At 62.1% G+C, this 19958-nt stretch carries 18 protein-coding genes and 2 pseudogenes; 12 read left to right on the plus strand and 8 right to left on the minus strand.

The annotated features are described in order from the left end of the window. Position 1: 1 nt before the first annotated feature. From nuoK to nuoN, 4 genes and pseudogenes are all read left to right on the plus strand, one after another. Complete coding sequence (nuoK, locus tag IQK56_RS01695) at positions 2-310, plus strand: NADH-quinone oxidoreductase subunit NuoK (RefSeq protein ID WP_003174727.1); 309 nt, start codon at positions 2-4, stop codon at positions 308-310. Next, positions 307-2159, plus strand: a pseudogene (nuoL, locus tag IQK56_RS01700) (NADH-quinone oxidoreductase subunit L). Before nuoK ends, nuoL begins: the two are co-directional and overlap by 4 nt. Positions 2160-2223: 64 nt before the next feature. Beyond that, the gene (gene nuoM / locus IQK56_RS01705; RefSeq protein WP_003232072.1) at positions 2224-3756 is read left to right on the plus strand and encodes an NADH-quinone oxidoreductase subunit M; all 1533 of its coding nucleotides are present in this window, start codon (positions 2224-2226) and stop codon (positions 3754-3756) included. A gap of 7 nt (positions 3757-3763) precedes the next feature. Beyond that, on the plus strand, positions 3764-5227 hold the full coding sequence (nuoN, locus tag IQK56_RS01710) for an NADH-quinone oxidoreductase subunit NuoN (RefSeq protein WP_099587021.1): 1464 nt from the start codon (positions 3764-3766) through the stop codon (positions 5225-5227). Positions 5228-5353: 126 nt separating this feature from the next. On the opposite strand, the gene IQK56_RS01715 is transcribed toward nuoN, so the two are convergent. Both IQK56_RS01715 and IQK56_RS01720 read right to left on the minus strand, forming a co-directional pair. Next, the gene (locus IQK56_RS01715; RefSeq protein WP_122306949.1) at positions 5354-6106 is read right to left on the minus strand and encodes an outer membrane beta-barrel protein; all 753 of its coding nucleotides are present in this window, start codon (positions 6104-6106) and stop codon (positions 5354-5356) included. Positions 6107-6229: 123 nt separating this feature from the next. Further along, positions 6230-7069 (minus strand): arylamine N-acetyltransferase family protein, encoded by an 840-nt coding sequence (locus IQK56_RS01720; RefSeq protein WP_193862185.1) that lies wholly within the window; start codon positions 7067-7069, stop codon positions 6230-6232. A 120-nt stretch (positions 7070-7189) separates the two neighbouring features. Between IQK56_RS01720 and IQK56_RS01725 the strand changes: the two genes are divergently transcribed. Continuing rightward, positions 7190-7426 carry a DUF6555 family protein gene (locus tag IQK56_RS01725; RefSeq protein WP_122306947.1) on the plus strand — a complete coding sequence of 79 codons (237 nt, stop codon included), beginning with the start codon at positions 7190-7192 and terminating at the stop codon, positions 7424-7426. Positions 7427-7471: 45 nt separating this feature from the next. On the opposite strand, the gene IQK56_RS01730 is transcribed toward IQK56_RS01725, so the two are convergent. Together IQK56_RS01730 and IQK56_RS01735 are read right to left on the minus strand one after the other, a co-directional pair. Next, positions 7472-7672: a DUF6021 family protein gene (locus tag IQK56_RS01730; RefSeq protein WP_122306946.1), complete on the minus strand. Its 201-nt coding sequence runs from the start codon at positions 7670-7672 to the stop codon at positions 7472-7474. A gap of 12 nt (positions 7673-7684) precedes the next feature. Then, positions 7685-7864 carry a hypothetical protein gene (locus IQK56_RS01735; RefSeq protein WP_122306945.1) on the minus strand — a complete coding sequence of 60 codons (180 nt, stop codon included), beginning with the start codon at positions 7862-7864 and terminating at the stop codon, positions 7685-7687. Positions 7865-7997: 133 nt separating this feature from the next. On the opposite strand from IQK56_RS01735, the gene IQK56_RS01740 reads away from it, so the two are divergent. After that, on the plus strand, positions 7998-8519 hold the full coding sequence (locus IQK56_RS01740) for a DUF3087 family protein (RefSeq protein ID WP_150676307.1): 522 nt from the start codon (positions 7998-8000) through the stop codon (positions 8517-8519). Between the two features lies 1 nt (position 8520). Here IQK56_RS01740 and IQK56_RS01745 read toward each other — a convergent pair whose 3' ends face one another. From IQK56_RS01745 to IQK56_RS01755, 3 genes are all read right to left on the minus strand, one after another. Then, positions 8521-9642, minus strand: a complete 1122-nt coding sequence (locus IQK56_RS01745; protein ID WP_150676308.1) for an MFS transporter — start codon at positions 9640-9642, stop codon at positions 8521-8523. A gap of 70 nt (positions 9643-9712) precedes the next feature. Beyond that, positions 9713-11077 carry an MFS transporter gene (locus IQK56_RS01750; protein ID WP_150676309.1) on the minus strand — a complete coding sequence of 455 codons (1365 nt, stop codon included), beginning with the start codon at positions 11075-11077 and terminating at the stop codon, positions 9713-9715. Between the two features lie 66 nt (positions 11078-11143). Continuing rightward, complete coding sequence (locus IQK56_RS01755) at positions 11144-12028, minus strand: Dyp-type peroxidase (RefSeq protein WP_193862186.1); 885 nt, start codon at positions 12026-12028, stop codon at positions 11144-11146. Between the two features lie 138 nt (positions 12029-12166). Between IQK56_RS01755 and IQK56_RS01760 the strand changes: the two genes are divergently transcribed. Both IQK56_RS01760 and IQK56_RS01765 read left to right on the plus strand, forming a co-directional pair. Continuing rightward, entirely contained in the window at positions 12167-13783 is a 1617-nt protein-coding gene (locus tag IQK56_RS01760; RefSeq protein ID WP_150760564.1) for an NADP-dependent glyceraldehyde-3-phosphate dehydrogenase, read from the plus strand. A 91-nt stretch (positions 13784-13874) separates the two neighbouring features. Continuing rightward, positions 13875-14936 carry an FUSC family protein gene (locus IQK56_RS01765; protein WP_150676333.1) on the plus strand — a complete coding sequence of 354 codons (1062 nt, stop codon included), beginning with the start codon at positions 13875-13877 and terminating at the stop codon, positions 14934-14936. Positions 14937-15103: 167 nt separating this feature from the next. On the opposite strand, the gene IQK56_RS01770 is transcribed toward IQK56_RS01765, so the two are convergent. Continuing rightward, positions 15104-15862 carry a TetR/AcrR family transcriptional regulator gene (locus IQK56_RS01770; protein ID WP_193862187.1) on the minus strand — a complete coding sequence of 253 codons (759 nt, stop codon included), beginning with the start codon at positions 15860-15862 and terminating at the stop codon, positions 15104-15106. A 358-nt stretch (positions 15863-16220) separates the two neighbouring features. Here IQK56_RS01770 and IQK56_RS01775 point away from each other — a divergent pair, with 358 nt between their 5' ends. The 4 genes and pseudogenes from IQK56_RS01775 to IQK56_RS01790 all read left to right on the plus strand — a co-directional run. Beyond that, on the plus strand, positions 16221-16928 hold the full coding sequence (locus IQK56_RS01775) for an ABC transporter ATP-binding protein (RefSeq protein ID WP_193862188.1): 708 nt from the start codon (positions 16221-16223) through the stop codon (positions 16926-16928). Next, positions 16925-18124, plus strand: coding sequence for an ABC transporter permease (locus IQK56_RS01780; protein WP_193862189.1), 1200 nt, complete (start codon positions 16925-16927; stop codon positions 18122-18124). Before IQK56_RS01775 ends, IQK56_RS01780 begins: the two co-directional genes overlap by 4 nt. After that, positions 18117-19580, plus strand: coding sequence for a TolC family protein (locus IQK56_RS01785; protein WP_122307460.1), 1464 nt, complete (start codon positions 18117-18119; stop codon positions 19578-19580). The genes IQK56_RS01780 and IQK56_RS01785 overlap by 8 nt, the downstream gene beginning before the upstream one ends. Next, positions 19570-19958: pseudogene (locus IQK56_RS01790) on the plus strand (HlyD family secretion protein); the annotation flags it as partial. The gene IQK56_RS01785 and the pseudogene IQK56_RS01790, both read left to right, overlap by 11 nt.

The raw sequence follows: 19958 nt of genomic DNA on the forward strand, positions 1-19958 counted from the left end.
GATGCCTGCTATCCCTTTGGAGCATGGTCTGGCGGTTGCCGGCATCCTGTTCTGCCTTGGCCTGGTCGGCCTGATGGTTCGCCGTAACATTCTGTTCGTGTTGATGAGCCTGGAAATCATGATGAACGCCGCGGCACTGGCTTTTATCGTGGCAGGCGCACGTTGGGGCCAGCCGGATGGACAAGTCATGTTCATCCTGGTGATCAGCCTGGCAGCCGCCGAAGCCAGTATTGGCCTGGCGATCCTGCTGCAACTGTATCGTCGCTTCCACACGCTTGATATCGACGCTGCCAGTGAGATGCGCGGATGAACATGATCTTTCTGACTTTCGTATTTCCCCTGATCGGTTTCCTGCTGCTGTCGTTCTCCCGTGGACGCTGGTCGGAAAACTTCTCGGCCTTGATCGGCGTGGGTTCCATTGGCCTGTCGGCCATCGTGACCGCCTACGTCATCTGGCAATTCAACGTCGCGCCACCGGAAGGCGGCCATTACACCCTGGTGCTGTGGCAGTGGATGTCGGTGGAGGGCTTCAAGCCCAACTTCGCCCTCTACGTCGACGGCCTGTCGATCACCATGCTCGGCGTGGTGGTGGGTGTCGGCTTCCTGATCCACCTGTTCGCGTCCTGGTACATGCGCGGCGAAGCGGGCTACTCGCGCTTCTTCTCGTACACCAACCTGTTTATCGCCAGCATGCTGTTCCTGGTACTCGGCGATAACCTGTTGTTCCTGTACTTCGGTTGGGAAGGCGTGGGCCTGTGCTCGTACCTGTTGATCGGTTTCTACTACAGCAACCGCAACAACGGTAACGCGGCACTCAAGGCATTCATCGTTACCCGGATCGGCGACGTGTTCATGGCCATCGGCCTGTTCATCCTGTTCCAACAGGTTGGCACGCTGAACATCCAGGAACTGCTGGTGCTGGCACCGCAGAAATTCCAGGTCGGCGACTTCTGGATCACCCTGGCGACCCTGATGCTGCTGGGCGGCGCTGTCGGTAAATCCGCGCAACTGCCGCTGCAAACCTGGCTGGCGGACGCGATGGCCGGTCCTACTCCGGTGTCGGCACTGATCCACGCCGCAACCATGGTTACTGCCGGTGTCTACCTGATCGCCCGTACCCACGGCCTGTTCACCCTGGCGCCGGACATCCTGCACCTGGTGGGTGTGGTCGGCGGCGTGACCCTGGTGCTGGCCGGCTTTGCCGCGCTGGTGCAGACCGACATCAAGCGGATCCTCGCCTACTCGACCATGAGCCAGATCGGCTACATGTTCCTGGCCCTGGGCGTAGGTGCCTGGGACGCGGCGATCTTCCACCTGATGACCCACGCCTTCTTCAAGGCCCTGCTGTTCCTGGCCTCCGGTGCGGTGATCGTGGCCTGCCACCACGAGCAGAACATCTTCAAGATGGGCGGCCTGTGGAAGAAACTGCCGTTGGCCTACGCCAGCTTCATCGTCGGTGGTGCCGCATTGGCTGCCCTGCCACTGGTGACCGCCGGTTTCTACTCGAAAGACGAAATCCTCTGGGAAGCCTTTGCCAGCGGTAACCAGAACCTGCTGTACGCAGGCCTGGTGGGTGCGTTCATGACCTCGCTGTACACCTTCCGCCTGATCTTCATCACGTTCCACGGTGAAGCCAAGACCGAAGCGCACGCAGGCCACGGCATCTCCCACTGGTTGCCCCTGTCGGTACTGATCGTGCTGTCGACCTTCATCGGCGCCCTGATTACGCCGCCACTGGCCGGTGTACTGCCGGAAAGCGCCGGCCATGCCGGTGGCGCCGCCAAGCACAGCCTGGAAATCGCCTCGGGGGCCATCGCCATCGCGGGTATCCTGCTGGCGGCCTGTTGTTCCTCGGCAAGCGTCGCTTTGTCACCGCCGTGGCCAACAGTGGCATCGGCCGCTTCCTGTCGGCCTGGTGGTTTGCTGCCTGGGGCTTCGACTGGATCTACGACAAACTGTTCGTCAAGCCTTACCTGGCCATCAGCCATGTACTGCGCAAAGACCCGCTCGACCAGACTATCGGTCTGATCCCGCGTGCCGCCAAGGCTGGTCACACCGCCCTGAGCCGCAGCGAGACCGGCCAACTGCGCTGGTATGCAGCGTCCATGGCGGTCGGTGCCGTGCTGGTGATCGGCGCCATCGTTGTCGTGGCGGTCTGACTATGTCCATGCGCATTGCGTACATTGCGAACTTTGCAAACCTGCGAAAGGAAACGAGCCTGTCATGATTCTGCCCTGGCTAATCCTGATCCCCTTTATCGGCGGCCTGCTCTGCTGGATGGGTGAACGCTTCGGCGCCACCCTCCCCCGCTGGATCGCGTTGCTGACCATGTCCCTGGAACTCGCGCTCGGCCTCTGGCTGTGGGCCCATGGTGACTATTCATTTGCTCCGGCACCGGGTGTCGATCCAACCTTCGCGCTTGAATTCAAGCACGTGTGGATCCAGCGCTTCGGCATCAACGTGCACCTGGCCCTCGACGGCCTGTCACTGTTGATGATCCTGCTGACCGGCCTGCTGGGTATCCTCTCGGTACTCTGCTCCTGGAAAGAGATCCAGCGTCACGTGGGCTTCTTCCACCTGAACCTGATGTGGATCCTGGGCGGTGTTGTCGGCGTGTTCCTGGCGCTGGACCTGTTCATGTTCTTCTTCTTCTGGGAAATGATGCTGGTGCCGATGTACTTCCTCATCGCGCTCTGGGGTCACAGTTCTTCGGACGGCAAGAAAACCCGGATCTACGCGGCGACCAAGTTCTTCATCTTCACCCAGGCTTCCGGCCTGATCATGTTGGTGGCGATCCTGGGTCTGGTACTGGTCAACTTCAACAGCACGGGCGTGATTACCTTCAACTACGCCGACCTGTTGAAAACCAAGATGTCCCTGACCACCGAGTACATCCTGATGCTGGGCTTCTTCATCGCGTTCGCGGTGAAGCTGCCGGTGGTGCCGTTCCACTCCTGGCTGCCGGATGCCCACGCCCAGGCGCCGACTGCTGGCTCCGTGGACCTGGCCGGTATCCTGCTGAAAACCGCTGCCTACGGCCTGCTGCGTTTCGCCCTGCCGCTGTTCCCGAATGCCTCGGCCGAATTCGCGCCGATTGCCATGACCCTGGGTCTGATCGGGATCTTCTACGGTGCGTTCCTGGCGTTCGCGCAAACCGACATCAAGCGTCTGATCGCCTTCTCGTCCGTTTCCCACATGGGTTTCGTACTGATCGGCATCTACTCCGGCAGCCAGCTGGCGCTGCAAGGCGCAGTGATCCAGATGCTGGCCCACGGTGTTTCGGCCGCCGCACTGTTTATCCTGAGTGGTCAGCTGTACGAGCGCCTGCACACCCGTGACATGCGTGAAATGGGTGGCGTGTGGTCGCGCATTGCGTACCTGCCGGCGATCAGCCTGTTCTTCGCCGCCGCGTCCCTGGGCTTGCCGGGTACCGGTAACTTCATCGGCGAGTTCCTGATCCTGATGGGTGCCTTCGTGCAGACGCCGTGGATCAGTGCGATTGCCACCTCCGGCCTGGTATTCGGTTCGGTCTACTCGTTGATCATGATCCACCGCGCCTACTTCGGCCCGGCCAAGTCCGACACCGTCCTGCAAGGGATGGATGCGCGCGAACTGATCATGGTGCTCGGCCTGGCGGTACTGCTGATCTACATCGGCGTGTACCCGCAACCGTTCCTGGACACTTCTGCCGCAACGATGCATGGCGTGCAGCAGTGGTTCGGCACCGCCTTCTCTCAACTCGCTTCGGCCCGGTAAGAGCGCTATGGAATTCACGATCCAACACTTTATCGCGCTTGCGCCGCTGCTGATTACCAGCCTCACCGTTGTGGCGGTGATGCTGGCAATCGCGTGGCGCCGCAATCATTCGCAAACGTTCCTGCTGTCCTGCGCCGGGTTGAACCTGGCCCTGCTGTCGATCATCCCGGCCCTCAAGGTCGCGCCACTGGCGGTCACGCCATTGATGATGGTCGATGACTTCGCACTGCTGTACATCGCGCTGATCCTGGTCGCGACCCTGGCCTGCGTCACCCTCGCCCACGCCTACCTCGGCGAAGGCGGCACCGGCTACCCCGGCAACCGCGAAGAGCTGTACCTGCTGATCCTGCTGGCTGCGGCCGGCGGTATCGTGCTGGTCAGCGCACAGCACCTGGCGGGCCTGTTCATCGGCCTGGAACTGCTGTCGATCCCGACCTACGGCCTGGTGGCCTATGCCTTCTTCAACAAGCGCTCCCTGGAAGCCGGCATCAAGTACATGGTGCTGTCGGCCGCCGGTTCCGCGTTCCTGTTGTTCGGCATGGCCCTGCTCTACGCCGAAGCCGGCAGCCTGAGCTTCACCGGGATCGGCCACGCCCTGGCCGCCACCAACAGCCCCGCGCCGATTGCCCAACTGGGCCTGGCGATGATGCTGATCGGCCTGGCGTTCAAGCTCTCCTTGGTGCCATTCCACCTGTGGACCCCGGACGTGTACGAAGGCGCCCCGGCGCCGGTGGCTGCGTTCCTGGCCACGGCGTCCAAGGTCGCGGTGTTTGCGGTGATGGTGCGTCTGTTCCAGATCTCGCCTGCCGCCAACACCGGCGTGCTGAGCAACGTGCTGACCGTGATCGCCATTGCGTCGATCCTGTTCGGTAACCTGCTGGCCCTGACCCAGAACAACCTCAAGCGTCTGCTGGGTTACTCGTCCATCGCCCACTTCGGCTACCTGCTGATCGCCCTGGTGGCGAGCAAAGGCCTGGCCGTGGAAGCCATCGGCGTGTACCTGGTCACCTACGTGATCACCAGCCTCGGCGCGTTCGGCGTGATCACCCTGATGTCTTCGCCGTACAAAGGTCGAGACGCGGACGCCCTGTACGAATACCGCGGCCTGTTCTGGCGCCGTCCGTACCTGACCGCCGTACTGACCGTGATGATGCTGTCCCTGGCCGGTATCCCGCTGACTGCAGGCTTTATCGGCAAGTTCTACATCGTCGCCACCGGTGTTGAAGCTCACGAGTGGTGGTTGGTTGCATCCCTGGTCCTGGGTAGCGCCATCGGCGTGTTCTACTACCTGCGCGTGATGGTTACCCTCTACCTGATCGAGCCCAACCTGCGTCGTGTGGATGCCGAGCTGCATTGGGAACAGAAGGCAGGCGGCGTGATGCTGCTGGCCATCGCCCTGCTCGCGTTCTTCCTGGGCGTGTACCCACAACCGTTGCTCACCCTGGTGCAGCACGCGGTACTGGGCGTTTGATCGCTTAGCGGTATGTGAACCAACAGAAACGGCGCCTTCGGGCGCCGTTTTTGCGTTCTGGGCTGACCAGCAGTAGCCCTGAAAAAAACGCCCCGGATGTTCGGGGCGTTTTACATGGCAACCGCGTTAGAACGCGATGCCTACCTTGACCCCGTATTCATCCCGCTTGAGCCGAGTGTTATCGGCCACTTCAGAATCCCCGTCGAGCTTGTATTCGGTGCGGGTGTAGTAAAGGCCCGCCATCACCGGCAGGTCACCCTTCTGGTTCATCAGCAAGCTGACTTCGGCGTAAGGGTTGGTGCGGTCCTTGAGGTCTACGGTGTCGCTGCCCACGCCGTCCACCTTGAGCTTCGTACGACCATCAATGGTGCGACGTGCGCCGGCTTCGAAACGCAGCGTCATGTCATCGAACTGATGGTTGTAGCCCAGGGCTGCCTTGGCGAACGGCGACTTGTTGGTGAGTTCCATGTCGTAGTCGTTCGAGTCCAGCTCATAGCGGGTCCAGCTGTAACCGCCGCCAACGATCACATCGACGAAGTTGCGCGCATCCAGCGCGGCACGCCAGCCGAGATCCAGATCAGCCTGGCCTTCCTTGAGTTTGTTATCACTCTTTTTACCGTACTTGGCTTCCACACCTGCCTGGTAGATAAAGCCCGACTCGGCGGTGAGCTTGTTGCCGAAGTTGTAGAAAAGGCCGGCTTCGGGCATGTGGTCCTTATCACTTTCACTACCGCCTTCGAGCTTGAAGTCGTTGTAGCTGCCCAGAATCCCGAAGGTGGAAATCGGGTCAGTGGACGGTGCGGCGAACACCACGGCTGGAGCGGCGACCAGCGCCAGCAGTGAGGAATTCTTGAGGAAGTTTCCGAATAGTTTGGACATCGTTTACATCTCCTTGTCTGGTGGGCAAATTATTCAGGCACCGCTTCGAGCCCAGGCTGGCACCAAAGGTTCGAAAAAATTTGCCCCCACCTGGAAGTAAAACGGTTCAGCGATGGCTCTAGGTCAAGACTCCTGGCGCGCAGCCGTTACCAAGCCATCAAGGGTTGAATCAAGCTGAGGGTGAACCGGCACGCGAATCCCGAAGGCAGTGCCCAGCACGTCCAGCAGCTCCTCGCTGCTCCGGATCACGCGCTTGTCACTCGGTCGATCCAGGTAGTGAATCGCATAGTGGGCGTTGTTCAAGGTGTGGCGTTCGCCCGCTGCCAGCCGTGCGACTTTCAATTGGCCCAGGAACGGCGAACCTGGATGGGTCGAGACGTACCAGTTGCCGATTTCGTAATCGATGACCGCCTGCACTTGCAGGTCGAACACATACAAGCCACGCCACTCCCCCGCGACCTCGGCCCACAAGGTGTAGCTGCCCTCCTGCTCATTGAGCGTCAGGCGATACGGCTCATGGGCCGTGGCCTGCACGGCTTGCGTGTCCAACAGCAACGGACTGCTGGGCACCATGCCGCCAAAGCCCACGTCGGTGATGTAGCGCACACCGTCCAGGGTGACCAGGCTCAGGCGGTGGGTGCGCGCCGTACGTGCGTCCGGCGGGCCCCCCATGACCACCCGCCCGGTAATGCCGCGCGCGTCAAAGCCCAGTTCCTGCAACAGCGCCAGGAACATCTGGTTCAGTTCATAGCAATACCCGCCGCGCCCATCGAACAAGACTTTGTGCTCGACACTCGGCAAGTCTATCGGCACCGGCAAGTGCAGCAGGGTCGACAGGCTTTCAAACGCGAAGGTGCACACATGGCGCAGTTGCAGATCCCGCAGGGTCTGCAGGGTGGGCGGCGGCGGCGAATCGTAACCCAGGCGTTGCAGGTACAGACGGCTATGGTTCAGGCGGGGCATGGCACGGTCCTTGGGCACACGAAGAGAGCGCCACTATGCCGCGCCGGTGTGCAGGTTGTCATTTTGAATGAACCTTTTTGAACGCTCCAGCCTCCATTTATAACAAGACAGGGAGGCAACATGAGTACCGCAAAAATCTACACCATCCACTACCAACTGCACGGTCAACCGAAGTCCTTTGTCGTACGCGCCGAGGTGATGAACAACGCCGAAGCCTGGCACTGGGCTGCGGTCGATGCTGATATTGCCCATGTCAGCCGCATCGGCCGCGTTGGCCACGAGCAGGTGAAAAAAACCACCCGGCCCTGGGCCGAAAAGTACGGCATCACTGATGTCAGCTGGACACCCCCCAAATAAACAAAGGCCCCGCTCGATGGCGGGGCCTGATTACCGATGACGCTGTTATTTCTTCAAGTCGCCCAACGGATCGTAGGGCGGCTTTTTTTTCGCTTCGTCGTTGTGCTTTTTATCCAGCGGGGCGATGGCCGGGCCTACCGGATCAACCTGCGGATCAGCCACATCCGGCGAGTCTGGATCAAATCCCAGCTCATCCTTGCCGCTGGCGTGTTCGTTGGAAGGGGGCCCATCCGAGTGCTTGTTCATCGTGGTCTCCTGTTATAGCGGGCGAGCTTTGTCGTGGAGGTTTTCCAGGTCTTCTTCGACGCGCTGCACATCATCATGATCGTCACGTTCTTTCGGATCATTGGGGCGCAAGGCATCGTTGTCGCGCTCTTCTTCACCGGGTGTGCGGTCAGGGTCGGGTGTACCGGGTGGTGGTTGCTTGTATTCGGGCATGGTCGTTCACCTCAAGGGGACTTCACCGATTTAGAGAAACTGCCACAGATCATGGTTCAACTTGATTGCCCCACTGCTGACCGCTGACCATGAGAAGATGCCCCACCCTACCCGCTCTGGAGACCTGACCCGGATGTTCGAGCTCAAACCCTGCGACCCCGCTGTCTACCGCCAACAGACCCGCCGCAGCACGCTGATTGTGGCCGTGGTGTTCCTGACCCTGGCCATGGTGCTGTCGAGCCTGGCAGTGATGCTGTTCGGCGAGCCCGGCGGCGATAACTTTCGCTTCAATGTCGGCGGTGTGTTCGCTGGAGTGTTGATCACCGTCGCCCTGGTGCGTGGCCCGTTCTGGTCCCAGTCGTGGTTGGCTGCGGCGGTGTATGGGTGGCAGCTCAAGCGCAACCTGATGCGCGTGACCAATGTGATGCACAAGGTCACCGAACACGTGCAGGCCAATGATCCGACGGCCATGAAAGTGCTGCGTTTCTACCACCTGGGGCTGACGCAGATGCATGCCCTGGACGCCAACTCCAGCGCCCAGGCGCAACTGGTCGGCGAAATGGATGCGCATCAAGCCAGGATGCAGGCGCTGGGAATCGACACCGAACAGACCCGTTTCGACCCCACGTGGCTGGACGGTTTCAAAAACACTTGAGTCATCTGCCCCGCCAGCAGAACAGCGCACTCACCGCAATCGCCGCCCCTGCCACGCCAAACACCAGCGGCGCCGAGGCCACCGGCAACAGCAAACCCGCCAGCAGCGGCCCCAGGCCCGCGCCGATGTCGCGCCAGACCGCATTCGACGCCAGCGCCGAGACCCGCATCGAACCGGGGTTGCGCTCGGCGACCAAAGTGGTCACCAAGGGCAGTTGCAACGCACGCAGCACCAGCACCGCTGCCGCGCCGACAATCACCCAGTAGCTGCCGAATGCGCTCAAGGCCAGGGCGCTCATAAACGAAAACAGCAGCAACATCGAGGTGGCGCCGAACCGCTGCGCCGCACGACCGCCCAGGGGGCTCAAGAGCATTTCCGAGACGTAGCGCAGTGCCATCAAGCCGCCAGCAATCAGTACCGCGTCACCGCCGAGGATTTTCTGCGCCTGGATCGACAGGCCAAAGATAAACAGCCCGTCCAGCGCCACGCCCTCGATAAACGACCACAGTGCCACGCTGTCCGGCCACTTGAAGCGCCGCCCCGGTGTGCTGTGCAAATCATGCCCGGCGCTGGGCAAACCACGCGCCATCCACAGGCCTGCCAGGCAGCAACCGGCGAGTATCACAAAGATCGGACGCGGCCCGGCCCATAGCGTCAGCCACCCACCAAGCGGTAATGCCAGCATTGGCCCCCAGGCGATCAAGGCCCGCGAACGCCCGGCCCGGCGTGCGGCGCCCTCCGGCTCTGCGGTGGCCAATACCTGGGTCGACAGGTTCAACGCGGCAAAACACAAGCCCCACACCAGTCGCAATCCGAGCAACGCAGCGAAGCCGGACAGCACCGAGTTGCCCAAGGCACACAGCGTGGCGGCACCGGCGGCAATCATGCAGGTCAGGCGATCACCGTTGCGCGCATAGAAATTCAGCACATGCCGGTAGCCGAAAATCCGCACCAGACGGTTGGCCGCCAGCAACACGCCGGCTTGGGCCAGGGTGATGCCGAAGGCCTGGGACTCCATGGGCAACAACAGGTAGAGCAACACGTCGCTGGGCAGGCATAACGCCAGGGTCAACGCGGCGCGGCGGGAGGTGGTGTCGGCAGTGCGTTGCGCCTGGCTGGACATAAATCTGAAACATCCCGAAATATTCAGGTCGCCAAGGTAGCCTCTCCGAACCGCGTTTTACAACGCCCCGCTACGCTTTTTTCCCATAGGGCAGCAAACGCAAACCGCTGGCCACGCTGCCTGCCAGCGCAAAGGCACAGCCCAGCCACAACGCCGCGTGCGGACCGCCGGCCTGTGACAGGTGGAAACACAACGCCACCAGCGATGCGCCCAGCGTCTGCCCCAGCAAGCGTGAAATCGCCACGATGCCACTGGCCCCGCCGCTACGCGCCAGCGGGGCACTGGTCATCAAGGCCTTGAGATTGGGCGACTGGAAAAAGCCAAAACCGGCGCCGCACAACGCCATGCGCCAACCGATATCGAAGGCTGATGCGCCGCTGCCCAAGGTCGCCAACGCGGCCATCCCCACGCTCAACATCAACAGGCCGATGCCGCACAGCAGGCCAAGGGACACACGGTCGGCCAGTCGGCCGGCAACCAGCGCCATCACCGCCACCACAGCCGGCCACGGCGTCATCAGGAAACCGGTTTCCACCTGGCTATGGCCAAGCACTGCCTGCAACAGAAACGGCAGCGACACAAAGGCCAGGCCCTGGGCACTGAAGGCGCAGATCGCGGTGACAGAAGACAAGGCAAACAGCGGCCGCTTGAACAGATCCAGGGCCAGCATCGGCGCCGGATGACCGGCCTGGCGACGCAGCAACAACCCGCCGCACAGCAGCGCCACCGCAATCAAGCCCAAGGTCAGTGCGGCTTGAGCGCCGTGCACTGCCGTGCCCAGGCCCAACACCAACAAGGCGAACAAACCTGCACATAACACGGCTGCCAGTCGGTCGAACGCGTGCCCGGTGATGGGCAGCGTCGGTAATGAACGCACGCCGAGTGCCAGGGCCAACAACCCCAGCGGCACATTGATCAGGTACAGCCAGTGCCACGTTGCCACTGACAGGATCGCCGACGCGGCAGTCGGCCCCAAGGTAAACGCCAACCCCACCACCAACGAGTTGTAGCCGAGGCCGCGCCCAAGCATTTTCGAAGGGTAGATATGCCGCAGCAACGCCGTGTTCACGCTCATGATCGCCGCTGCCCCCAGCCCTTGCACCACCCGCGCCGCGGTGAGGGTTTCCAGCGAACCGGCCAACCCGCAAAACAGCGACGAGACGATAAACAGCAGCAAGCCGCCCAGGTACACGCGGCGATGCCCAAGCACGTCACTCAGCGACGCAAACGGCAGCACCGTGGCAATAATCGCCAACTGGTAGGCATTGACCACCCAGATCACCGAGGCCGAATCGGTGCCGATCCCCTCGGCCAGGGTAGGCAATGCCGTGTTGACGATGGCCGTGTCCAGGGTCGCCATGCCGATCCCCAGGGAGATCGCGATTACGGCCGGCAGGCGTTTATTGAGAGGCAGGCCATCGGCGGCAGAAGACATGGGCGATCCACGCGGTTGATAAGGCTGCCAGATTAAGGGCAGCGCCGTTTTTTTTTCAGCCGTGGATCAGTTGCCTGACGACAATTTCATGTTCGCCAGCGCGCTCAGGTCCAGTCGCCCCCCAATAACCGGCGGGCACCAGTAGTAACCACCGGTCAACGGCGTACTGATGCGGTACAACCCGTCGACAATCCCGTCTTCCAACCCGCTCATGCGGCGCAGTTGGGCTTCGAATGCATCGAACGAGTGGCCGAACGCGAGGAACATCAACCCGGCCTGGCCGTTCTCGGCCCACGGCATCGAGCGGCGCACCACGAAGGCTTCCGGGGTGAAGCTTTCCTGGGCGGTGCGTTTGGTGTGGGCGGATTCGGGGGCGTCTTCCAGCTCTTCGTTGTCGCCATGGCGGCGGCCGATGATGTGGTCGCGCTCCTGGGCGGGCAAAGCGGCGAAGCCGTCGAGGTCGTGCTGCCATTGCTGGATCGCGGCGAAGCTGGCGCCGCTGTCGGTCAAGGCGGCTTCAACGGCGGCGTCGTCGTGCGGGTTTTCGGTGCCGTCCTCGTAGTCGGTGAGGTCGAAGCCGGTCTTGTAGCGGAAGCCTTCGGTCGACTGCACCAGGCTAAACGCCGGGGCGAGGGCCTTTTCATAGACGCGGCTGCGCAACAGCAGCTCACCGCGATCCACACCGTGCAGCCACACCCACAGTGCCTGCTGGGTGGATGGGTTATTCGCGCCGGGGCCGCTGACCGCCGGGAACGGGCGCAGGCCATCAATCTGTGTGCCCAGTGCGTTTACCAGCGGTTCACCGAAACCAACCACTGCCGCCGAATCCACAAGCTGCACCAGCGCGTCCAACGCGGCCGGCACAGCTTCAGGGGTTTGCACGGCAAAAAACAGATGGCGTGCCTGCAAGGGCACCGGTGCGGCAAGAATGCCCGGCTGGTAGTGACTCATGTGAACTCCTTCAATAAAGGCGCGCAGTTTACCCGGCGCAAGGCGCGGTGCGTACTGCAAAGCGCACAAGCCTTGCCATAGAGCCCTCTGTTGGGTGACTCTCTAGTCATGTTTTGCAACTATTCCAGGGGTAGCGACATGACCACCAGCAACCTGCTCGCCCAACTTTTCCCCACGTCCGTGGCCGACATTCCCGAGCAATTCCGCCTTGAAGCGCCCATTGAACAGCGTGATTACCTGGTCGATGGCCAGTTGCAGGTATGGAATGGCCCGCTGGCCCAGGTGCAGAGCCCGGTGCAATTGGGCGATCGCCGCGTGGTGATCGGCAGCACGCCGCTGCTGGACGCCGAGACCGCCCTCACTGCCCTCGACGCCGCCGTGCGCGCCTACGACCGGGGCCAGGGCGAATGGCCAACCATGCGCGTGGTGGACCGTATCCAGCATGTCGAAGCGTTTTTGCGCCGCATGCGTGAACAACGCGATGCCGTAGTCACGCTACTGATGTGGGAAATCGGCAAGAACCTGAAGGACTCGCAGAAAGAGTTCGACCGCACCTGCGACTACATCACCGACACCATCAATGCCCTCAAGGAGCTGGACCGTCGCAGCAGCCGCTTCGAGCTGGAACAGGACACCCTCGGGCAAATCCGCCGTGTGCCGCTGGGCGTGGCGCTGTGCATGGGCCCCTACAACTACCCGCTCAACGAGACCTTCACCACGCTGATCCCGGCGCTGATCATGGGCAACACCGTGGTGTTCAAGCCGGCCAAGCTCGGCGTGCTGCTGATCCGCCCACTGCTGGAGGCGTTTCGCGACAGCTTCCCGGCCGGGGTGATCAACGTGATCTACGGCAGTGGCCGCGAGACCGTCAGCGCGCTGATGGCCAGCGGCAAGATCGATATCTTTGCGTTCATCGGCACCAACAAAGCCGCCAGCGACCTTAAAAAACTGCACCCCAAGCCGCACCGCTTGCGTGCCGCCTTGGGTCTGGACGCAAAAAATCCCGGCATCGTGCTGCCCGAGGTGGACCTGGACAATGCCGTCAGCGAAGCGGTCACCGGCTCGTTGTCTTTCAACGGCCAGCGCTGCACCGCGTTGAAAATCCTGTTTGTGCATGAGGATGTCGTCGAGCGCTTTATCGAGAAATTCAACGCCAAACTGTCGACCCTCAAACCCGGCATGCCATGGGAAGACGGCGTGTCGCTGACGCCGCTGCCGGAAGTGGGCAAGGTGGACTACCTCAACGAACTGGTGGCCGATGCGCAACAACACGGCGCCCAGGTGGTGAATGCCAACGGCGGCACCAGCCGTGGGTCTTTCTTCTACCCCGCCGTGCTGTACCCGGTGAACCCGCAGATGCGCGTGTACCACGAAGAACAGTTCGGCCCGGTGGTGCCGATCGTGCCCTACCGCGACCTGGAGACAGTGATCGAGTACGTGCTCGACTCGGACTTCGGCCAGCAACTGAGCATTTTCGGCACCAACGCCGTGGCCGTCGGGCGCCTGGTCGACACCTTTGCCAACCAGGTCGGCCGGATCAATATCAACGCCCAGTGCCAGCGCGGGCCGGACACCTTCCCGTTCAACGGGCGCAAGAACTCGGCCGAGGGCACGTTGTCGGTGCATGACGCCCTGCGCGTGTTCTCGATCCGCACCCTGGTGGCCACCAAGTTCCAGGAAAGCAACAAGGCGCTGGTCAGCGACATCCTGCGCAACCGTGATTCGAGTTTCCTGACCACTGACTACATTTTCTAAGTTCACCTCGGTCAAAAAAAGGTGGGAGGGGGCAAGCCCCCTCCCACATTGGACCGGGTTTTCCCTGATGGATGAGGCCCCTTTTTTACCGATGAACCTGCCTATGTTCGCCCGGCGCCTGCTGCGCCCCTTGCTCGATCCGTACCGCCGCTATCGCCACGCCAAGCTGATCCACGCCGTGCGCGTGTCCATCGGCTTGCTGGCGACTATCCTGCTGACCACCGGCATCAACCTGCCCCACGGTGAGTGGGCGTCGGTGACCATGCTGATCGTGATCGGCGGCTTGCAGCACCACGGCAATATCGGCAAGAAAGCCGTGGAGCGCGCCTACGGCACCTTGATCGGCGCCAGCGTCGGCCTGCTGCTGGTGGTGCAACAGGCCTACTTCGGCCAGCCGCTGCTGACCTATCTGTTGATGTCGGTGGTGTGCGGCTTCTTCTCCTATCACGCCATCGGCAAGGGCGGCTACATCGCGCTGCTGTCGGCGATCACGGTATTTATTGTCGCTGGCCACGGTGACAACCCGATCTCGGATGGCCTGTGGCGCACCGTCGATATCCTGATCGGTATCGTGCTGGCCCTGGCGTTTTCCTTCGCCCTGCCGCTGTACGCCGTGTACTCGTGGCGCTACAACCTGGCCAGCGCGTTGCGCGATTGTGCGGCGATTTACAGCCGGATCATCAATGGCCAGTCGGTCACTGACGATGAACACCTGAAATTGCTCAACCGCCTGAATGCGGCGATGGTGCAACTGCGTTCGCTGATGCCGTCGGTGTCCAAGGAAGTGCGAGTGTCCATGACCGAACTGGACGCCATCCAACGGCACCTGCGCATGTGCATCAGCACCCTGGAGATTCTCGGCAACACCCGGCCGGATCCGCGTGATGAACACGCGACGGCGCGGATGCAGGTGATGTTGAAAGCCGAGCACCGGCAGATACGGGTGCAATTGGTAGGAATGGCGCGGGCCTTGAAATCCGGAGTGACGGAGCGGCTGGAGCGGCCGAGCCATGCTGGCCTGAACGAGCCTGCGCTGGATGCGCCGGTCTACAGCGCGCTGGATGGCTACCGGTTGTTGACGGTACAGTTGGCGGCGAATGTTGATGCCATGCGTCAGCGGCTGGCCAAGAGTGCCGGGCGTTGGAAGATCTAAGAAATGGCTATTTGACGCATTTGTCTACGTCAACACTTTCACACTTTCTCTTACATTTTTTTCACGTTTTATTCACATCCCAGGCCGTACTGTGAAGCCTCATCCGTTACAAATGTTGCATATCAAGCCCGCCGCCCCAGCGGGCTTTTTTTTGCCTGGGATTTGATCTAGCGCGCGACTTTGCCGACAGGTGCAGAGGCTTGCTCGCGAATCGCCCGTTGGGTGTCCAGCACCCTGGCCAACGCGGTTTCTGCCTCGGGGCTTTGCTGCGGGACACGAATCGCTGCCGAGACCAGGGTAATCAACTTCGCCATCACCTCAGCGTCGGTGGCTGGGCGACCCAGGCTCATGGAGTTCATCAGCAGGCGCAGTTCGGTGCCGGCCATCACCCCGGAAATCGCCTTGAGGGCAAATTGCAGGCGCACTCCCAGTTCGTTGCGCGGCAAATCCGGCAAGGCCAGGGCGAAGGCTTCGAAAAAGCGCTGGAACACCGGTTGGTAATGCACCTTGAGGTATTCCTGGATAAACGGTGAGGTGTCGCTGTACACCCGGCCCAGGAAACGAATGAACGAACGCCCTTCCCCACTGGCACTGGCCGGGTCGCTGCGCTCCAGGCCCATGGCCGGAGCGAAGAGCACACCGAGCAAGGTGTCGCAATCGAGGGGGCCTTCGGATTCGGCTTCACAACGTGCCAGCAGCTCCAGGCGCTGCTCGTTGAGCGGCTCCAGGCGCTGCATCAGCAGGGTCTTCATCAGGGAGTCCTTGTCCCCGAAGTGGTAGTTCACGGCAGCCAGGTTCACCTGGGCACGCTCGGTAATCTGCCGTAACAACACCGCGTCATAACCGTACTTAATAAAGAGCGCCTCTGTCGCATCCAGCAATCGAGTCTTGGTAATGTTTGGAGCGCTGATTTTCTTCGCGACCATAAAGGGTTCCACGGCGGAAATATTGTTTTAAAAAATAATTTGATTTTTTATACCGGTGCGGCCGTTCGAAAGCAAGTAGTGACACACCGCCATACCATCCAAAGCCTTTGCCAGCGGGCATTTTGCGGCCAGTCAGGGGTATTTTGGCAGCTCCTCACACCGACGGGTTAAATCGTTTCAAAGGGTAAAACCGCTCTACATCCATGGCTGGCGAAGCACTGGGAACACGGTTAGTATTCAAACAATATTTTAAAAACAAGAAATAAAACCAGTCCGTGACGCATACCAGGCAGCTCCCGAACTTGTTACAAGGATTTACAGGGGGCATGACGGCGGCGTCGAGACTGCAGGCGTAGTCATGATGACAGACACCCCCGCGCACCCAGGCTTGATCTCCCTGCAAGGCATCGGCAAACGCTATCAGTTGGCCGGGCAAGAGCTGTCCATTCTCAATGACGTGTGCCTGTCCATCGCCCGCGGTGACAGCTGCGGCATCCTCGGCGCCTCGGGTTCCGGCAAGAGCACCCTGCTCAATATCCTTGGCCTGCTGGACCTGCCCAACGGCGGCCAGTACCACTTTGCCGGCCACGATATTTTCAGCGTCACCCCGGACGAACTGGCGGCGATCCGCAACCAGCAGATCGGTTTTGTATTCCAGAGCTTCAACCTGCTGCCGCGCCTCAGCGCCCTGGACAACGTCGCCCTGCCCCTGAGCTATCGCGGTGTGTCGCGCCATGAATCGGTGGAACAGGCCCAGCGCATGCTCGAACAGGTAGGCCTGGCCGACCGCGCCCACCATCGCCCCGCCGACCTGTCCGGCGGCCAGCGCCAACGCGTGGCCATCGCCCGAGCCCTAGTGGGCAAACCCTCGGTGATCCTGGCCGACGAACCCACCGGCAACCTCGACAGCAGCACCGCCCAGGACATCATGGACCTGCTGCTGGCCCTGAATCGCGAGCAGCAGGTCACGCTGATCATCGTCACCCACGACGCGCAGATCGCCGAACGCCTGGAGCGCAAGATCCTGGTACGCAACGGTGTGGTGCACGAGGTCGGTCGCCTATGAGCCTGCGGGTCGAACAGAGCCTCAGCCAACTGCTGCATGAAGCCTTCATCAGCCTGCGCACACTGGGCAAGCGCTCGGTTCTGGCCCTGCTGGGCATCGTCATCGGCAGTTCGTCGGTGGTGGCGCTGATCAATATCGGCCATAACGCGGCGGTGGATGCCGCGATGATTTTCAAGGACATGGGCACCGACACCCTGGTGGTGCAGTTCCCGCCCAAAGGCAGCAGCAATGTGCCGATGCGCACCCAACTCGACCTGCAGGCAGTGCGCGAGGCCGTGCCGGGCATCGCGCATATCGGCGCACTCAGCCTGTTCAGCGGGCCCATCGTGTTCCATGGCCGCAGCGTCAACGCCAACTTCGTCGGCAGCACAACGGACATTCCACAGACGATGCGCCTGGAACTGCAACAGGGGCGTTTCCTGTCCGGCTTCGACACCAACGAAACCTATGGCGTGATCGGCAACCAGGTCGCCCAGGCCCTTGGGGCGCCGGGCGACCCGCTGCAACTGGGCGACCGCGTGCGCATCAACGACTACCTGTTCCTGATCGTCGGCATCCTGCACAACCAGCCCCGGGCGATGCTGATGCCGGTGCAGGCCAACGAGTCGTTGTTCATCCCCGCCGAAGGCATGCGCCGCATCTACGCCATGCCGCAGATCGGCAACGTGATCATCCGCGCCGCACCCGGCCAGGACATGGAGCGTATCGCCAAGGAGGCCGCCGGTGCCTTGCAAACCCAACTGACTGAGCATTCTGTCGACATCCAGGTGCCTCAGCAGATGATCGATGGCATGACCCGGCAAAGCCGCACCTTCGCCTACCTGCTGCTGGCGCTCGGTGCGATTTCCCTGGTGGGCGGTGGCGTGGGGGTAATGAACGTGATGCTGATGAACGTCTCGGAGCGGCGCCGCGAGATCGGCATTCGCATGGCCCTGGGCGCTCGCCAACGGGATATCCGCAACCTGTTCCTGCTTGAAGCCGTGACCCTCACTGCCGTCGGCGCGCTGTGCGGCGCAGTGCTGGGCATGACCGCCGCCTGGCTCTACGCCTGGCTGTCGGGCTGGGAATTCGCACTGGCGGCTGCCGCCCTGCCCCTCGGCGTGGGCAGCACGTTGCTGGTGGGTTTGTTCTTTGGCATCTATCCGGCGGTCTCGGCCTCGCGATTGCAACCGGTGGAGGCCCTGCGTGATGAGTAAATGGCTCTGGCTGCTGGCGCTGATCAGCCTGCCCGGCGTGGCGGCCGACGTGGTCATCCGCCCCTCCGCCCCCAGCAGCGCCCGCAGCGTGTCGCTGAACGCCCAGGTCACCACCCTGACCCTGGGCGACGCGGTGTACCTGGGCCTGCGCAAGAACCCGGCAATCCGCAGTGCCTACCTGCAACGCGTCGCGCAGAAGTTCGACCTGCGGGTGGCCGAAGACGTGTTCAACCCCAAGCTCACCCTCAACAGCTATTACCGCGGCACCCGTGGCTCCCAGGACAGTGCGCGCAACGCCAACCTCGCACCGTCCAGCAGCCTGCTCGGCGAGTACGGTACGCGCCTGAGCATGGCCTGGACCCAACAGCTGAACAACGCCGACCGCGCCGGCCGCTACCGCAGCGACGGCCTGGACCTGGCGATCATCCAGCCGTTAATGCGCGGCGCCGGCTGGGACGCCACGACCGCGCCGCTGCGCCTGTCGCGGCTGTCGGAACAGGCCAACCGCCTCAACCTCAAGGCCACCGTGGCACAGACCATCAGCCAGATCATCGCCACCTACCGCGAATTGCTGCGCGCCCAGGAGCAACTGCTGATCGTGCAGGAAGCCCTCAAGCGCTCCGATACGCTGCTCGAAGTGAACAAGGCCTTGATCAGTGCCGGGCGCATGGCCGAGTTCGAGATTGTGCAGACCGAGGCCGACATCGCCACCCAGCAACTGGGCGTGGAAGAAGCGCAAAACCAACTGGACAGCAATCGCCTGGCGCTCCTGCGCCTGCTGGCCCTGGACCTGTCCACGCCGATTCGCGCCACCGAAGCCCTGGAAGCCAAGCCCATGCAGATCGACAAGCGCCAGGCCTTCACCCTGGCGCAAACCCAGCAACCGGAATACCTCGCCGCCCTGCTCGGCAGCCAGCAAGCCGACCTCAACCTGGTGATCGCCAAGGACTCCGGGCGCTGGCAGGTGGATCTGGTGGCCGGCGCGAATCAGATCCGCGACAACTACAATAACGACGCCGGCAGCAGCAACAACCGCACGTGGGACAGCTACGCCGGGGTGCAGGTGCAAATCCCCATCGGCGATATCAGCACGCGCCAGGCCGAAGTGCGTGCACGGGTGGATGTGGAGGATCAGGCCATCCGCATCACCGACGCCCGCCAGGAGCTGGAGCGCAGCGTCAACGACGTGGTGCGCGACCTGGGCACCCGCTGGCGTCAGTATGAAATCTCCCAACGCGCAGTGGAGCTGTCACGGCGCAAGATCGAGATCGAGCGGGAAAAACTCAGCGCCGGGCGCTCCACCAACTTCCAGGTGCTGAGTTTCGAGACCGACCTGCGCAACGCCGAAAACGCGCAGCTCAACGCACTGATCGCTTATTTGAACGCCCAGACACAGCTCGACCTGACCCTGGGCATGACGCTGGAAAGTTGGGAAATCGCCCTCAATGACTACTAATCGAAAACGCCTGCTGGGCGCTGTGGTGATCTTGTTGCTGGTCGGTGCCGGGCTGGCCCTGCGCAGTCCTGCGTCCGATCCCGCCAGCACCGCCGAGCAATGGCTGGCCGTGAAACCCGACCCGCTGGTGCACCAGATCGGCCTGGTGGGCAAGATCGAGCCTGACACCACCCTCACCCTCACCGCGCCGTTCGACGGTAACGTGCAGGCCAACCTGGTGGAGCAAGGCCAACGGGTCGAGGCGGGTCAAGTGCTGCTGCGCATGGACCCGGCCACCCTCGAAGTGCAATTACGCGACGCGCTCTCCGCCCAGCTCAAGGCCGGCGCACCGTGCAAGAGATGCAGGACTGGGACAGCAGCCCCGCCGTCAGCCGCGCC

This window comes from Pseudomonas cyclaminis, from assembly GCF_015163715.1.
GTDB lineage: Bacteria > Pseudomonadota > Gammaproteobacteria > Pseudomonadales > Pseudomonadaceae > Aquipseudomonas > Aquipseudomonas cyclaminis.

Bases quoted from the DNA above. Each gene is read 5' to 3' on its own strand.
- IQK56_RS01760 (WP_150760564.1), top strand. From the start codon at position 12,167: ATGACCACCAGCAACCTGCTCGCCCAACTTTTCCCCACGTCCGTGGCC.
- IQK56_RS01775 (WP_193862188.1), top strand. From the start codon at position 16,221: ATGATGACAGACACCCCCGCGCACCCAGGCTTGATCTCCCTGCAAGGC.
- IQK56_RS01770 (WP_193862187.1), bottom strand. From the start codon at position 15,862: ATGGTCGCGAAGAAAATCAGCGCTCCAAACATTACCAAGACTCGATTG.
- IQK56_RS01780 (WP_193862189.1), top strand. From the start codon at position 16,925: ATGAGCCTGCGGGTCGAACAGAGCCTCAGCCAACTGCTGCATGAAGCC.
- nuoN (WP_099587021.1), top strand. From the start codon at position 3,764: ATGGAATTCACGATCCAACACTTTATCGCGCTTGCGCCGCTGCTGATT.
- IQK56_RS01735 (WP_122306945.1), bottom strand. From the start codon at position 7,864: ATGCCCGAATACAAGCAACCACCACCCGGTACACCCGACCCTGACCGC.
- IQK56_RS01725 (WP_122306947.1), top strand. From the start codon at position 7,190: ATGAGTACCGCAAAAATCTACACCATCCACTACCAACTGCACGGTCAA.
- IQK56_RS01730 (WP_122306946.1), bottom strand. From the start codon at position 7,672: ATGAACAAGCACTCGGATGGGCCCCCTTCCAACGAACACGCCAGCGGC.
- IQK56_RS01745 (WP_150676308.1), bottom strand. From the start codon at position 9,642: ATGTCCAGCCAGGCGCAACGCACTGCCGACACCACCTCCCGCCGCGCC.
- IQK56_RS01715 (WP_122306949.1), bottom strand. From the start codon at position 6,106: ATGTCCAAACTATTCGGAAACTTCCTCAAGAATTCCTCACTGCTGGCG.
- IQK56_RS01765 (WP_150676333.1), top strand. From the start codon at position 13,875: ATGAACCTGCCTATGTTCGCCCGGCGCCTGCTGCGCCCCTTGCTCGAT.
- IQK56_RS01750 (WP_150676309.1), bottom strand. From the start codon at position 11,077: ATGTCTTCTGCCGCCGATGGCCTGCCTCTCAATAAACGCCTGCCGGCC.
- IQK56_RS01720 (WP_193862185.1), bottom strand. From the start codon at position 7,069: ATGCCCCGCCTGAACCATAGCCGTCTGTACCTGCAACGCCTGGGTTAC.
- nuoK (WP_003174727.1), top strand. From the start codon at position 2: ATGCCTGCTATCCCTTTGGAGCATGGTCTGGCGGTTGCCGGCATCCTG.
- IQK56_RS01740 (WP_150676307.1), top strand. From the start codon at position 7,998: ATGTTCGAGCTCAAACCCTGCGACCCCGCTGTCTACCGCCAACAGACC.
- nuoM (WP_003232072.1), top strand. From the start codon at position 2,224: ATGATTCTGCCCTGGCTAATCCTGATCCCCTTTATCGGCGGCCTGCTC.
- IQK56_RS01755 (WP_193862186.1), bottom strand. From the start codon at position 12,028: ATGAGTCACTACCAGCCGGGCATTCTTGCCGCACCGGTGCCCTTGCAG.
- IQK56_RS01785 (WP_122307460.1), top strand. From the start codon at position 18,117: ATGAGTAAATGGCTCTGGCTGCTGGCGCTGATCAGCCTGCCCGGCGTG.